The organism is Nostoc paludosum FACHB-159 (assembly GCF_014698835.1).
Classification (GTDB): domain Bacteria; phylum Cyanobacteriota; class Cyanobacteriia; order Cyanobacteriales; family Nostocaceae; genus Nostoc; species Nostoc paludosum.
This window is the reverse complement of the sequence record NZ_JACJTU010000014.1, coordinates 36,518-52,037: the sequence shown is the minus strand read 5'-3', so window position 1 is coordinate 52,037 and position 15,520 is coordinate 36,518. Positions and strand designations below refer to the sequence as shown.

At 40.5% G+C, this 15,520-nt stretch carries 14 protein-coding genes; 11 read left to right on the top strand and 3 right to left on the bottom strand.

What is annotated here, in order from left to right; all coding sequences use genetic code 11:
• Positions 1-338: 338 nt before the first annotated feature.
• Positions 339-1,205 carry an EboA family metabolite traffic protein gene (locus H6H03_RS16130; RefSeq protein WP_190956093.1) on the top strand — a complete coding sequence of 289 codons (867 nt, stop codon included), beginning with the start codon at positions 339-341 and terminating at the stop codon, positions 1,203-1,205.
• Here the strand turns inward: H6H03_RS16130 and H6H03_RS16125 are convergent.
• Complete coding sequence (locus H6H03_RS16125; RefSeq protein WP_190956092.1) at positions 1,189-1,359, bottom strand: hypothetical protein; 171 nt, start codon at positions 1,357-1,359, stop codon at positions 1,189-1,191. The two genes, H6H03_RS16130 and H6H03_RS16125, sit on opposite strands and share 17 nt — an antisense overlap.
• Between H6H03_RS16125 and H6H03_RS16120 the strand changes: the two genes are divergently transcribed.
• From H6H03_RS16120 to H6H03_RS16100, 5 genes are all read left to right on the top strand, one after another.
• On the top strand, positions 1,358-2,287 hold the full coding sequence (locus tag H6H03_RS16120; protein ID WP_242057860.1) for a TatD family hydrolase: 930 nt from the start codon (positions 1,358-1,360) through the stop codon (positions 2,285-2,287). The two genes, H6H03_RS16125 and H6H03_RS16120, sit on opposite strands and share 2 nt — an antisense overlap.
• A gap of 112 nt (positions 2,288-2,399) precedes the next feature.
• Positions 2,400-3,332 (top strand): UbiA-like protein EboC, encoded by a 933-nt coding sequence (gene eboC / locus H6H03_RS16115; protein WP_313931854.1) that lies wholly within the window; start codon positions 2,400-2,402, stop codon positions 3,330-3,332.
• 157 nt (positions 3,333-3,489) lie between these two features.
• On the top strand, positions 3,490-4,725 hold the full coding sequence (gene eboE / locus H6H03_RS16110; protein WP_190956091.1) for a metabolite traffic protein EboE: 1,236 nt from the start codon (positions 3,490-3,492) through the stop codon (positions 4,723-4,725).
• 57 nt (positions 4,726-4,782) lie between these two features.
• Positions 4,783-6,159 carry an alkaline phosphatase family protein gene (locus tag H6H03_RS16105; protein WP_190956090.1) on the top strand — a complete coding sequence of 459 codons (1,377 nt, stop codon included), beginning with the start codon at positions 4,783-4,785 and terminating at the stop codon, positions 6,157-6,159.
• 308 nt (positions 6,160-6,467) lie between these two features.
• The gene (locus H6H03_RS16100; RefSeq protein ID WP_190956089.1) at positions 6,468-7,958 is read left to right on the top strand and encodes a catalase; all 1,491 of its coding nucleotides are present in this window, start codon (positions 6,468-6,470) and stop codon (positions 7,956-7,958) included.
• A 103-nt stretch (positions 7,959-8,061) separates the two neighbouring features.
• Here H6H03_RS16100 and H6H03_RS16095 read toward each other — a convergent pair whose 3' ends face one another.
• Positions 8,062-9,678 carry a tyrosinase family protein gene (locus tag H6H03_RS16095; RefSeq protein WP_190956088.1) on the bottom strand — a complete coding sequence of 539 codons (1,617 nt, stop codon included), beginning with the start codon at positions 9,676-9,678 and terminating at the stop codon, positions 8,062-8,064.
• 725 nt (positions 9,679-10,403) lie between these two features.
• A complete protein-coding gene (locus H6H03_RS16090; protein ID WP_190956087.1) occupies positions 10,404-10,823 on the bottom strand; it encodes a hypothetical protein in 420 nt (139 codons plus the stop codon).
• A gap of 321 nt (positions 10,824-11,144) precedes the next feature.
• On the opposite strand from H6H03_RS16090, the gene aroC reads away from it, so the two are divergent.
• The 5 genes from aroC to H6H03_RS16065 all read left to right on the top strand — a co-directional run bounded on the left by aroC (position 11,145) and on the right by H6H03_RS16065 (position 15,463).
• Entirely contained in the window at positions 11,145-12,233 is a 1,089-nt protein-coding gene (aroC, locus tag H6H03_RS16085; protein ID WP_190956086.1) for a chorismate synthase, read from the top strand.
• Between the two features lie 70 nt (positions 12,234-12,303).
• Positions 12,304-12,453, top strand: a complete 150-nt coding sequence (locus tag H6H03_RS16080) for a hypothetical protein (protein WP_242057859.1) — start codon at positions 12,304-12,306, stop codon at positions 12,451-12,453.
• Positions 12,454-12,888: 435 nt separating this feature from the next.
• Positions 12,889-13,206: a hypothetical protein gene (locus tag H6H03_RS16075; protein ID WP_199338958.1), complete on the top strand. Its 318-nt coding sequence runs from the start codon at positions 12,889-12,891 to the stop codon at positions 13,204-13,206.
• 272 nt (positions 13,207-13,478) lie between these two features.
• Positions 13,479-13,733: a SemiSWEET transporter gene (locus tag H6H03_RS16070; RefSeq protein ID WP_190956085.1), complete on the top strand. Its 255-nt coding sequence runs from the start codon at positions 13,479-13,481 to the stop codon at positions 13,731-13,733.
• Between the two features lie 92 nt (positions 13,734-13,825).
• A complete protein-coding gene (locus H6H03_RS16065) occupies positions 13,826-15,463 on the top strand; it encodes a B12-binding domain-containing radical SAM protein (protein ID WP_190956084.1) in 1,638 nt (545 codons plus the stop codon).
• Positions 15,464-15,520 lie beyond the last annotated feature (57 nt).

Here is a 15,520-nt window from a genome sequence, read left to right as displayed (position 1 = left end):
ATTCATTGTTGAATAATACTGTGAATGAAAGTGGTTGGCAAATTTCTTGATGGCTGTACTTAAGTATATCTTAGACTTTCATCTAAGTTTGACAGTTGATATCATCATTATTACACACAAATCTAGTTTTTTCCCGTAAGCGAACTTAGGGTTTTATTGATTGAAAATCATAACTTTACAGTATCTTATCTAAATTATATGTATTTTATAGATTCAATGAAGTTATTAGCTAAGTAATATACTATATAACTAGTTGAAGAATAAAGTATCAATTTTAATGCTAGAAATTATACATAGTTGTCACCAAAAAAAGTTGGGCAACTTATCTGAAATTTGTCATGAGTAGAGTAAACAAGTTACTACATCAGTGGTTACTACAGTCTGTTTCTCAGATCGGTATTGCTTGGCTGGAACAGAAGCAGGCACAGATTACTGGCGGTGCTGGGGAGCGAGTGTTTTTCACAGCTTTTAGTGCTGTGCCGCGTTATCTAGGTAAACAGAATTTGCAGCTAACATCCGAAGATTTAGCAGCAGCGCAGGAGGCAATTCCGGGTTGGAATCCTGGTAATTGGAGTGTAGATCAAGCAGGTCGCACACTGTTGGTTTTAGCTTTGCCTCACGATAATGCCGAGGGTTATGTGCGATCGCTTGATAAACTTTTCTCTAGTGCCGACATGGGCGAGTTAGTTGCACTATATCAGAGTTTACCCCTATTGCCACATCCAGAATTACACCGTCAGCGTGCTGCTGAGGGAATTCGCAGCAATATGAGCAACGTATTCCAAGCCATAGCACTACGCAACCCTTATCCAGCCGATTATTTAGATAATGCCGCTTGGAATCAGATGGTCTTAAAAGCCGTGTTTGTCGGTAGTCCGTTGCATCTAATTTGGGGTCTAGATCGTCGCGCTAACCCAGAATTAGCAAAGATGTTGACAGACTATGCCCACGAACGTTGGGCGGCTAAACGCTCAGTTACCCCAGAACTTTGGCGACCTGTAGGTAAATATGCTGATAGTGCAATCATCGCAGATTTAGAAAAAGTCCTGATAAATGGTGATACAGCCGAACAACAAGCAGCAGCATTAGCTTGTGCTGAATCAGGTTTACCCGAAGCGCAAGTATTACTTTCTCATTATCCAGATTTACAGTCATCCATAGAACAGGGTAACCTGACTTGGAATAGTTTTAGCAGCGATCGCTGAAAGGGACTGGGGACTGGGGAGATGGGGGAGTGTGGGGAGTGTGGGGGGAAAGATTTCTTCCCCATCTTCCCACACCTCCCACACCTCCCACACCTCCCACACCTCCCACACCTCCCCATGCCCCCTGCCCCCTGCCTCTTTCTCCATGCCCCATGCCCAATGCCCCATTCCCTAAACCTATGATGTTTATCGATCCTCACATTCACATGTGTTCCCGTACTACTTACGATTACCTAGTAATGCGGGAATATGGCATTGTTGCCGTTATCGAACCAGCTTTTTGGCTGGGACAACCCCGAACCAACGCCGGCACATTTAAAGATTATTTCAGCAGCCTAGTGGGTTGGGAAAGGTTTCGCGCTAGTCAGTTTGGCATCCAGCACTACTGCACAATCGGCTTAAATCCCAAAGAAGCTAACAACGAAGCACTGGCGGCAGAAGTGATGGAACTCTTACCGCTTTATGCTTGTAAAGAAGGAGTTGTTGCCATTGGCGAAATTGGCTACGATGACATGACAGAAGCAGAAGACAAATATTTTTGTCAACAGTTAGAGTTAGCTAAAGAACTCGATATGTTGGTACTAATTCATACTCCTCATCGTAATAAGAAAGCGGGTGCAAGTCGGAGTATGGATCGGTGTATTGAATATGGCTTAGATCCTTCACAAGTAGTTATCGATCATAACAACGAAGAAACCGTTGAAGAAGTATTAAAACGTGGTTTTTGGGCAGCTTTTACGATTTATCCCCAGACAAAAATGGGTAACGCCCGGATGGTAGAAGTTGTTCGTAAATATGGACGCGATCGCATCATTGTTGATAGTAGTGCTGATTGGGGAATTAGCGATCCATTAGCAGTGCCAAAAACGGCTCAGTTGATGTTAGAAAGAGGCATTCCTGAAGAACACGTGCGAGCAGTTTGTTACGAAAATGCTCTAGCTGCTTACAGTCAAACCGGGCAGATGCAAGCCTCAGACTGGCTTAATCCCGAATCCATCGACCAGCGTCAGCTATTTAATGGTAATTCTGTCTTGCGAGGACAAGAACCCGGTATTAATTCACTTTCAGTGCTGATTGAATAGGAAAAAGTGGGAGTAGGGCATTGGGCATTAGAAGAGAAGTTTTTATATTTGTTTTTTGTTATTGTCACAGTCCCAAATCTCAAATCCAAAATAGTATTAAGGAGGCAGATAAGTGAATGTTGCAAGCTTGAAATTTCAAAGCTGGCGGGGCTATTTTGAATTGATGCGTCCGGCTAATATTGTTACTGCTTGGGCTGATATTTTGGTCGGTTTTGCTGCTTCTGGATCTGGAATTATTTTTACTCAATTAATTAATGGCGATGCCAATTTTGCAGTTTTAATTTCATTAGGCTGGTTGTTATTAGCAACAACAGGTTTATATGGTGGTGGCATCGTTTTTAATGATGTTTTTGATGCTGATTTAGATGCAAAAGAACGACCAAATAGAGCAATACCTAGTGGTCGGGTGTCGTTGAAAAATGCTACTTTATTAGGCAGTATACTCTTTGCTATAGGTATTGGAGCAGCTTTTCAAGTATCTTGGTTGAGCGGTGCGATCGCTATCTTCATTACTCTTTCAGCACTACTGTATAATTCCCTTGCCAAACATCATCCTTTTTTCGGGCCGCTGAATATGGGCTTGTGCCGTGGCAGTAATTTATTATTAGGTGTAAGTGCTGCCCCGGAAATCATCGGAGAACGTTGGTATTTAACGCTGATTCCTGTTATTTATATTGCTGCTATCACCGCAATTAGTCAGGGCGAAGTTCACGGAGGAAAGAAGATTACAGGAGTCTTAGCACTAGTTCTGATTGCAATAGTTTTGACGGCAGTTTTAGCATTAGGAATATTACCAGAGTATACAGCGATCGCAGCATTACCATTCGCCGTTTTCTTAGCTATCCGAATACTGCCTAATTTTGTCAAAGCTGCGCGTGAACCTTTACCCGAAAATATCCGTAATGCTGTCAAAATAGGCGTGTTGTCTCTAATTGTTCTTGATGCGACTGTTGCATCTGGTTTTGCGGGTTTGTATTACGGTTTAGCAGTGCTGATTTTGCTACCAATTTCTATGAAATTAGCACAAATCTTTGCTGTTACTTAAAATTAACCTTCCTCAATACAGTTATGAAAATCTCACGCACAGCCGCACAGACCAACATTGAGTTCTCTACAAAATATTTTAATTACTCCAAAACTGAAAACCTCTTTGTGTCTTTGCGTCTTTGCGTGTAAATAAAACTAGATGAGAAACCTAAAAAATGAAAATTACAAACAACAACTTCCATTTAACTTATTGCAGCAATATTCATCCTGGTGAAACTTGGGTGGAGGTATTTGCAAATCTACAAAAATATATTCCCGAACTTAAATCGCGTTTATCGCCAACAGAACCTTTTGGTATTGGTTTGAGGTTAGCGGATGTAGCCGCCAAGGAACTTTTAGAAAGTAATAGATTAGCTCAATTCCAAGAGTGGTTAACTCAGCAAGATTTATATGTTTTTACCCTAAATGGATTTCCTTACGGAGGATTCCACAGACAAATAGTAAAAGACCAAGTTTATGCACCAGATTGGTCTACACAAGAACGAGTAAACTACACATTAAATCTTACACAAATTTTAGCAACTCTGTTACCCAAAGGACTTGATGGCGGGATTTCTACATTGCCATTATCCTATAAACCTTGGTGGGGAGAAGACCAAACAACTTGGGATTCAGTTATCAAACAGAGTTGTTTAAACCTAGCATCAGTTGTTGAAAACACAATCCGCATTTGGGAAGAAACAGGAAAATTATTACATATCGATTTAGAACCAGAACCCGACGGATTAATTGAGAATACATCAGAAGTAATTGATTTTTTCCAAAATTGGTTATTGCCGATTGGTGGTAATTATTTATCAGAAAAACTAAATATTGAACAAAGTTTAGCTGAAGCAAAATTACTAGAGCATATCCGGCTTTGTTATGATACCTGCCATTTTTCAGTTGAATATGAACAACCAGATTCTGTGTTTGCACGCTTAGAATCAGCAGGAATTAAGATTGGCAAGATTCAAATTAGTGCAGCAATTAAAGTAAAAATTCCTGCTGAAGTTGAAAAACGTAGTTTGATAGTTGAACGCTTACGTCCTTTTGCAGAATCTACCTATCTTCACCAAGTAATCGAACGTCGCACTGATGGTACGTTATATCACTATCCCGATTTAGTCACTGCATTACCTCATTTGGAAAAATCTCTAGCTCAAGAATGGCGTACTCACTTTCATGTCCCAATTTTTATTCATGATTATCAAATTTTGCAGTCTACGCAAGATGATATTGCCACTGTTTTACATTTACTGCAAACAAATCATGCTTGTTCGCATTTAGAAATTGAAACTTACACTTGGGATGTATTACCGCCAGAAATGAAAATAGATTTGTTGACTTCTATTCAGCGAGAATATGATTGGGTATTAAAAGAATTTAGTAAAAGTCCAGAATCCTTTTGATAGCTAACCTCGTGAATCTTTAGAGAACTGGCTGTAAATTAAGAGAAAATAAAGTTTATGAAAAAAACAGTTATTCTAAATGTCGTAGGATTAACGCCTAGCTTATTGGGAAATAACACACCATTTTTATCTACTTGGGCAGCAAAAGGCCAAGTAGTTCCGATCAAAACAGTCCTACCTGCTGTAACTTGTTCTGTTCAGGCTACTTATTTAACAGGAAAGTTGCCTAATGAACATGGAATTGTTGCTAATGGTTGGTATTTTCGAGATGAATGTGAAGTAAAATTTTGGCGACAATCTAATAAATTAGTACAAGCTCGTAAAGTTTGGGAAATTGCTAAATCTATCGATTCAAATTTTACTTGTGCCAACCTTTTTTGGTGGTACAATATGTATTCGTCAGTGGATTATGCTATTACACCGCGGCCAATGTATCCTGCGGATGGGAGAAAATTACCTGATATTTATACCCATCCTAGTGATGTGCGATCGCCAATTCAATCTGATTTAGGACAATTCCCTTTATTTGATTTTTGGGGGCCAAAAACTTCAATTAGTTCTAGCCAATGGATTGCTAATTCTGCAAAATGGATTGAGGAACGTTATAGCCCTACATTATCACTAGTTTATCTGCCACATTTAGATTATTGTCTGCAAAAATTTGGTCACGATGAAAAACACATCCAAGCAGATTTACAAGAAATTGATGGTGTTTGTAAAGAGTTAATTGAATATTATCAAGCACGAAATACTCAGGTAATTATTCTTTCTGAGTATGGCATTACTCCTGTCGATAAAGCAGTACATTTGAACCGCGTGTTACGGGAAAATAATTTAATTGCAGTGCGGGAAGAATTGGGGCGAGAACTGCTCGATTTTGGTGCTAGTATTGCTTTTGCTGTGGCCGATCACCAAATAGCTCATGTATATGTGAACGATCCGGCCTACATTCCAAAAGTGCGATCGCTTTTAGAAGCCACTGAAGGTGTAGCCCAAGTATTAGACGAACAAGGTAAACAAGCCTACCATCTCGATCATCCCAGATCGGGAGAGTTAGTGGCGATCGCCGAGCCTAATACGTGGTTTACTTATTATTATTGGCTCGATGATAACAAAGCCCCGGATTTTGCCCGAACCGTAGATATTCACCGCAAACCCGGTTACGATCCTGTAGAACTTTTCCTCGACCCGCAAATTAAATTTCCTCAAGGAAAAATCGCTCTCAAGCTACTTAAGAAACAACTCGGTTTTCGCTACCTCATGGATGTGATTCCTCTGGATGCTTCCTTAGTACGTGGTTCTCACGGTCACATTACTACTTCTACAAATGAAGGGCCGCTATTTATCACCCATCAAACTCATCTAGTTGATACCGACATAATTGAGGCGACGGATGTTTGTTCGTTGATTCTCAAACATTTGAATTGGCAGTAAGGGATGAGAGAGATGCTTATTGCCCTATAATGCCTAAAATTAATCAAAAATCCCTATCTTAATCATATTTACATAGCATTGCACAAGATTACTGCGATAGGTTCATACTTAGGGGTAGATAGCTGTTCGCCTCGACAAATTACAAAAATACAAAAAAATTTCTTTTAAATCATAGTCATTTCGAGTATGCTTTAGATATGAACTCGAAATGACTACGATTTCTTATTTCTATCAGTAGGTATCCGTCGATCTACTGGCTAAAATATACTGTTGAAAATTTTACTTACTTAATGGAGAAGTTCTTGACCATGACTGAACCCCAAAACTTGACAACTGCTGATGGTATCCCTGTTGCGGATAACCAGAATTCCCTAACTGCTGGGGCGCGTGGCCCTGTATTAATACAGGATTTTCACCTGTTAGAAAAACTGGCTCATTTTAACAGAGAACGTATTCCTGAAAGAGTTGTCCATGCCAAAGGTGCAGCAGCTTTCGGTACTTTTACGGTTACCCATGACATTACTCGCTACACAAAAGCCAAGCTTTTTTCTGAGATTGGCAAGAAAACAGAGGTTCTCTTACGTTTTTCTACGGTTGGTGGGGAAAAGGGTTCAGCAGATGCAGAGCGCGACCCCAGAGGTTTTGCTGTTAAGTTTTACACAGAAGAAGGTAACTGGGATATTACAGGAAACAACACTCCGATTTTCTTTATCCGTGACCCACTGAAGTTTCCTGATTTCATCCATACCCAAAAGCGGAATCCCCAGACAAATTGTAAAGACCACAATGCCAAATGGGATTTTTGGTCGCTGAGTCCCGAATCACTCCACCAGGTAACGATTTTGTTTTCAGACCGGGGAATTCCCAAAACCTATCGACACATGGACGGCTTTGGTAGCCATACCTTTAGCTTAATTAATGCTCAGGGCGATCGCGTTTGGTGTAAATTTCACTTTAAGACATTGCAAGGGCATCAAACCTTGACAGAGGAGGAATCGGCCAAGATTAAAGGAGAAGATCCCGATCATGCGACTCGCGATTTATTTGAAGCGATCGCTCAAGGAGATTATCCCAAATGGCGGTTTTGTATTCAAGTGATGACCGAGGAGCAAGCAGCAAAACATCGAGATAATCCCTTTGACTTGACAAAAGTTTGGAAGCATTCAGAATATCCTTTAATTGAAGTTGGGATATTAGAGCTAAACCGTAACCCAGAGAATTATTTCGCGGAAGTTGAACAAGCCGCTTTTAGTCCGAGTGCAGTGGTTCCTGGGGTTAGTTTCTCTCCAGACAAAATGCTTCAAGCTCGCATCTTTTCTTACCCAGATGCTCAACGCTATCGTTTGGGTGGTAATTATCAGCAACTACCTGTCAACCAACCCAAATGTCCAGTAATGCATTACCAGCGGGATGGCTTCATGGCCTTGGGAAATAACGGTGGTAGCGTTCCCAACTATGAACCCAATAGTGCTGAGGGTACGCCGAAAGAAAATCCAGCCTATGCAGAGCCACCTAGTCATTTGGGCGATGTCACAGTTGATCGCTACAATCATCGTGAAGGAAACGACGATTATACTCAAGCAGGCGACCTCTATCGCTTAATGACTCCCGAACAGCAAGAACGTCTAGTGCAAAATATTGTTGGTAGCCTCAGCCAAGCAAAGCAAGACATCCAAATGCGCCAACTTTGCCACTTTTTTAGAGCAGATGTCTCCTATGGTCTTCGTGTAGCTGAAGCGTTAGGCATTGCGATCGATCCTTCAATGCTTAACAATCATGCTGAAGTTGTAATTATGTAGTACTGCTACGTAAAACTAAAAATCACTGAAGTAGGGTAGCACAGCTGTGTTACCCTACTTCAGCTAAATTTACAAGTTAAATGCCTGACAGCTTACCACTTCTTTAACCTTTAACCTCAAGCTTATAGCTTAATTTCGCAGGAAGTTTTGCTCCAGAACGTAGAAATTCTAATCTGCGATGTTGAGGTTCTAAATGGTACTGAGCAAATTGACGATGTTTAAATTCTAGATGGTACTCGGCATCATTCACTGCCTCTGTTGGGATACCGCTTAAGGGGAAATGTGCAATCACCTCCAAGTGAGTTAGGCAATTAGCGCACTTAATGACATTCCAACGACTGAGAACAGAATGATGTCCAATATAATGTTTTGTCGATTCACCGTTTGCGTTCTTAAATGTTGCGTAAGCTTCCACTACAAAAGAACCTTGGAATAAGGCACGGTCAATTTTACTAGCAACTAATTTTCCGGAACTGACATCACTCCTCGTTGCCATCAGATGTGGTACTTCCTCAAGGGAACCTGGTGCATATGTATAACCAAGTTGCTTTTCGATGTTGATGCAGTCTTTGGATGTGTAAACAGTACCAAACTCATCCTTCAGGAACGGGTTGAGAGGTGTATCTAGTGATAGTGAAGTACCAGGAGCAATGCCTGGAGTGGGGCCTTGGGAATCGCTTGAACTAGTGCCTTGATACCCATCAATGATATCAATTTCATCGGTGTAACCGTTTTGCTTCTGCCATAGCCAGAATACACGGTCTATATTGCAATGGTGAAAGAAAAAAATCGGGTCCATAGCAGCGGTATTATTCTCGCCCATGTCACCATTTGCGCCATGTATTATTCCAGCCTCTCCCTGTCCTGGTACATCAAACCCCCCCACAGCTAAATGGATGTCGTTGTGAGGAGATTCTAATGAAGTTATCACACCAGAATGATTCTTGTTCCACTCTGCTGCTGAAGTCGTGTTGGAAAAAACAGTGTAGTTTGGTGCCCGCAAGCAGTTCTGGAATTGTGAGTAGACACTATCAATAGGTTTCTCCTCTGGCACCGGGCCTTTTAGCCAAGCAATTATATTCTGGTTGAGGAGCTTAACATTCTCCTCGTAGTCAGGATATGCAGCGTTGTGTTCTTTGGTGACAGATTGAGCCTCTGGGGTACCTACTAACCCTGACAAGGGGTAGCGCACGGTTTCATATCCTTTGGGCTTTTCATAAATCCGGTTATCACTAGGTACGTAATCAGATAACGCTTCAGGCAAGACAAACGAACGCAACGGATTATCAATTAGTTCTCCGTCAAGTTCAAATTTCTCTTGTGTGAGGATTGAGGGAATTCCATATTCGAGAGAATCTTCACTTGTTTCATCCCAATATGGCATAGTCACGCCAGGTACGATACTTTGCAATGCTTCTTCTAATTTCAGGACATATACTCTGTGCCAAGTAGGGAAGAGGACGTTTCCGTGGTTGCAATAGCCTCCCCAATATGTATATGTGTCAACAGGTGATAGCTCGTCAACTTGTTGCCGATATTGAAAAGGCTCACCGTGATAACCGCCTAGAACAAAAAACGATCTTTTATCTGTTGGGGGTAGTTCTTTAATTCCTTTCCAAGCACGCACCAAGTCTTCGAGAGGTTGTTTGTTGCCTTTATTGTATTGTTCTTCAAGGTAGCGTACTGAGTAACGTATATTTAGTTTGTTTGATGTAGACATGCTTAGTTCCTTTGACTTTAAAACGGAAGACTGCGAACTTAAAATTCAGTAATCATTTGAAAAATAAAATACATTTTTCAAATTAGACTAAATAATTAATGCAAACGAAAAAATGCAGTCCAATTGAACGCAGATGCAAAATTATCTTGCGCCAAGTCTATTGATAATCGAAGTATAGACTTACTCGATTGATGGACTTCAGTTTGATTACCAAAGAGTTTTTGATTGTATTTGTCTAAGTGTTAGCACTATATATAGCAATTTATATTCAAAAATGATACTCTTTTACCACCTCTGGCAATAAATCAAAACATTGGAAATATTTATTATTTATAGAGAGTAATTTTATACTTTCGATGCTTTTAGTCCGGCATTTTTATTTAAGCAATTATAGAATCGCTTTGGTTTTTGGAAGTATTTACTGTGGTGTACCAAGTGCAGTGCTAACGCCATAAATATGGAGTGTAATTTCATATCAGTAAATAGCGGGCGATCGCATTAATTTTGACGAACAGGCAAGTCGTCAACTTCTTCAAGGATGCAGCTGGCAAATGGGGGTTAGGGCGTGTATTTAAAGTAATAAATATTACCGAAAAAGTCCAACACGGAGATTAGGGGACGCGGTGACACGGCGAAAATTTATTCAAAAACATCTTTGCCTCAGAGCGTCTCCCCCCCCTGTCCCTCTCCAATTTCGAGTTTGAAAACACTCCCTAATCTCAACTTCAGTTATTAAATACTTCTAAAATCTGCCGACAAATCTGTTTGAGCTTATCCCCGATTTCACTAGAAGGCGAAGATGCGCCGACAACACTCCAATTTTCTACTGTAGAGAGTCGCCATGCCTCACCACGATGATCGAATCCAGCTACCTCCACACCGATCGCTCGCCGTGAATTATTGATGGGATCTTGATAAAATCGGATTTGAATTAATACGCTGCGACTTCGCCAAGATTTGCTAATACCAGGAAAGTGAAAGCCAATATCTATAGAATCTGGATCGACTAACTCCCTGGTTTCCGGGTCATTCTTCCAGGGTTTGAGGTCAGATTTGGCATCAGGAAACTCGAATTTGAACAAATTAACTACCGTAGCAATTTTGCTGGCGAGTTCTAAGTTAGTTGCTTGTTCAGATGCGTTCACTAAAAAACACTCCTATATTGCGTCGGCGTCTGGGGAAATGTGAAGACAATAAAACCGCCAGAAGGCTTATACTATTGGTGTTTCAGCTTATCAAGACCTTTGAATTTTCGCAACTTTAAATCAGGTTTTCCTAACAATATTCCGATTAACAGATGCTAAAAATCGCTTCTTGTTGGGACTGAATGACACATATTAAGTAATTATACTTAAAAATTTCTCAATGCAGATGAAACTACTCAAAAGCCCAGCCCATAAGCGGGCGGGGCTATTTTACACTAGAGTGGATAGATAAGCCTCACCCTTTTTCCTCACTCAATAATCATGGGTAACACTTTTGGTCATCTATTTCGGATAACTACTTTTGGCGAGTCTCACGGCGGTGGCGTGGGAGTTGTGATTGATGGTTGTCCTCCACAACTAGAAATTTCAGCAGAAGAAATCCAAGTAGAACTAGATAGAAGGCGGCCGGGACAAAGTAAAATCACGACACCTCGCAAAGAAGCGGATACCTGCGAGATTTTATCGGGGGTATTTGAGGGCAAAACTTTGGGAACGCCGATATCAATTTTGGTGCGGAACAAAGACACTCGTCCGCAAGATTACGATGAAATGGCCGAAAAGTATCGTCCTTCACACGCCGATGCAACTTATGATGCAAAATATGGGATTCGCAATTGGCAAGGTGGCGGTAGGTCGTCAGCGCGTGAGACAATTGGCAGAGTAGCGGCAGGTGCGATCGCTAAAAAAATTCTCCGCCAGGTTGCCAATGTGGAAGTTATTGGTTACGTCAAGCGCATCAAGGATTTGGAAGGCGTAGTCGATGCAAACACTGTTACTTTAGAACAAGTGGAAAGCAACATCGTTCGCTGTCCTGATGCTGAATGCGCCGAACGCATGATTGAATTAATCGAGCAAACTGGCAGACAAGGCGATTCTATTGGCGGTGTAGTAGAATGTGTGGCGCGAAATGTGCCCAAAGGTTTAGGCGAACCAGTATTTGATAAATTGGAAGCTGATATTGCTAAAGGTGTGATGTCTCTGCCTGCTAGCAAAGGCTTTGAAATAGGTTCTGGTTTTGGCGGGACACTGTTAACAGGAATTGAGCATAACGACGAATTTTATATTGATGAAAATGGCGAAATTCGTACCGTAACCAACCGTTCTGGTGGCATTCAAGGGGGAATTTCCAACGGAGAAAATATTATTTCGCGAGTTGCTTTTAAGCCGACAGCAACAATTAGAAAAGAACAAAAAACAGTAAATCGTGAAGGCGAAGAAACGCTTTTAGCTGCAAAAGGAAGACACGATCCTTGTGTGTTACCGCGTGCAGTTCCGATGGTTGAAGCAATGGTGGCATTGGTATTATGCGACCATTTACTGCGGCATTACGCTCAGTGTAAACTGCTGTAAAATTATACTACGTTTTTTGAAAATATTTCTTTTTCTAGGGTGGGTAAGGAACTCGCCCTTTTTTACTAGTATGGGTGCTATATGTTATGACAAATATAATTATGAAGAAGGTGATTATTGGTTTGAACAAGCCATTCAGCGTGGTGCAGAAACAGAAGATATAGATGCTGATAAAAAACGAGTAATCAATAGTACAAAAGATGAGAATAAACGACATTAAGCAGCAGAATATTTACTAAAAAAAGATTCTAAACGCTACTCTTGAGATAAGTCTTATCTCAAAAAATTGCAAGATAACCATAAATAAATTGGGTTACATAGCAAAAGTTTCAAAAAATGACGAGATTCATTCATGACCAATTTGCTAAAGACTACCTCGAACAATTACTAATATCAATTCTGTATGAAGATGCATTTAATTTTTTAACAAACCGCCTTCTCTACGAGAGGCTTCCGCCAACGCGAAGCGTCTCGAAGAGAAGAACGCCAAGAGCGCCAAGGTAAGCGTACTGCTATAGTCGCAATTCATCAGTTACCTCCTATTCCAGAAACTTTATGGTTAAGAATCATCGGTAGAGGCAACGTTCAAAAGCAAGCAATTGACGAATTAGAAGCACTTACTCCTGATAACCCTTTCCGCAAAGCGGCGTTAGAATTGTTGTACAACTTACAACAAAATTTACAAGTTACTCAAAATCAAGATGAAGAAGACAGGGAATTACTTATGCGATTAGCACCGCTTTACCAACAAGACCGACAACAAGCGATACAAGAAGGGGAACAACGGGGAATTCAGCAAGGAGTTCAGCAAGGAGAACGTTTGGTAGTGGAAAATTTGCTGAAAGTTCGCTTTGGTGAAACAGATAATCAGCTTCAAGCAATTATTGAACCTTTATTAGCGTTACCACCAGAAGAGTTTACGCGTTTATTGTTGCAGTTATCGCGTGAAGAATTAATTGATAAGTTTCGCTAGTGTCTAAGGATTTTAGATTTTGGATTTGTTTCACTCATAAAGGGTTAGACCAACCCACAAAAATTTTAGTTAATTCATTTTTTATTGTCAAAAACTTTTAAGTTATCACAATATTATTTGAACAATGGGGAAATTAAACATTTTTCCCCATTTTGTTTTATCCAATTTTTACTTCACAATATAATTTAAAGCGAACACATCAATACAGTATGATGAAAATCAGTTGTTAAATTTTTCAATAACTCAACACTTAATTTTATAGGTTTGCATAAATGGACTTTTTAACGGTTCTAGGATTAGCTGCGGCTACATTAACTACGATCGCCTTTTTACCACAGATGTTTAAAACCTGGCAAAGCAAATCAGCAAAGGATGTTTCTTTTGTAATGTTGGTTACATTTAACAGCGGTGTTTTTTTGTGGTTAATATATGGAATTTATCTCCAAGCTTTACCAATTATTCTCGCCAACAGCGTAACATTGTTTTTTAATTTGATAATTCTATGGCTTAAAATTAAATATAGGTAAAGTAAATTCTCATCCGCCTGCTAGAGTTGGCTTTGCCCGTGTAGGCGCGATTTTTAAGAGACTAGATTTATTCAAAAAGTTATAAAAAACCCGTGACATCATCTGTATTTGACTTAGAACGCCTTTTATTTACACCCACTACTCCAGACACCAACGCTATCCCCCTCATCTTCGCTTTTCCTAATGAATACAGCGTCGGTATCACTAGCCTGGGCTATCAGGTAGTTTGGGCGACTTTGGCAATGCGTGATGATGTGCAGGTAAGTCGCCTATTTACTGATACTCACGAACAACTACCCAGAAATCCCGAAATTGTTGGATTTTCTATTTCCTGGGAATTAGATTATGTGAATATTCTCAATTTGCTGGAATCTTTAGAAATTCCGATTTTAGTAAGTTTCCGTGATGATTCTCATCCGATAATATTTGGCGGCGGCCCGGTTCTCACTGCTAACCCAGAACCATTTGCAAATTTTTTTGATGTCATTCTATTGGGGGATGGCGAAAATTTACTGGGGAATTTGATAGAAGCTTATAAAGAAGTTAGAAAAGCTTCTAGACAAACTCAACTCAAAAGATTGGCACAAGTACCAGGTATTTATGTTCCCAGTTTATATGAGGTGGAATATCAGACAAAAGATGGTGCAATAAAGTCTATTCAACCAATTTACCCGGAAATTCCCGCAGTGGTGCAAAAACAAACCTATCGAGGAAATACTCTTTCAGCCTCGACTGTAGTTACCCAAAAAGCCGCTTGGGAAAATATTTATATGGTGGAAGTGGTGAGAAGTTGTCCAGAAATGTGCCGTTTTTGTTTGGCAAGTTATCTGACATTACCTTTTAGAACTGCAAGTTTGGAAGGTTCATTAATTCCAGCTATTGAAAAAGGTTTACAAGTTACAAATCGGCTGGGATTATTGGGGGCTTCTGTAACTCAACATCCAGAATTTGAAGAGTTACTAGATTATATTAGTCAGCCAAAATATGATGATGTTCGTTTGAGTATTGCCTCAGTACGCACCAATACCGTAACAGTCCAGTTAGCAAAAACGTTGGCACAACGAGACACGCGATCGCTTACCATTGCTGTAGAAAGTGGTTCTGAAAAAATTCGCCAAATCATCAACAAAAAGCTACATAACGATGAAATCATCCAAGCAGCTATCAATGCCAAAGCTGGTGGACTCACAAGTTTAAAACTCTACGGAATGGCAGGAATTCCTGGCGAAGAACCAGAAGATTTAGAACAAACCGTGACCATGATGCATAGTATCAAAAAAGCTGCACCGGGATTGCGGTTAACATTTGGATGTAGCACATTTGTACCCAAAGCACATACACCATTTCAATGGTTGGGAGTCAATCGCCAAGCAGAAAAACGCTTGCAGCTTTTACAAAAACAGCTAAAACCAAAGGGAATAGAATTTCGCCCAGAAAGCTATAATTGGTCGATTATACAGGCTTTATTATCCAGGGGCGATCGCAGGCTCTCACAACTTCTGCAACTAACTCGTAGCTTTGGCGATTCTTTGGGTAGTTACAAACGTGCTTTCAAAGAACTCAAAGGACAAATCCCCGACTTAGATTTTTACGTCCACGCCGATTGGTCAACAGAGCAAATATTACCGTGGAGCCACTTGCAAGGGCCTCTGCCACAGTCTACACTACTAAAGCATTTGGGTGATGCTAAAAGTTATTTCAACCGATCTCAAAATCAGAGTAGGGAATAGGGAGATAGGGAGATGGAAAGACGCGGGGACGCGGAGAATAACCAATGCCCCATGCCC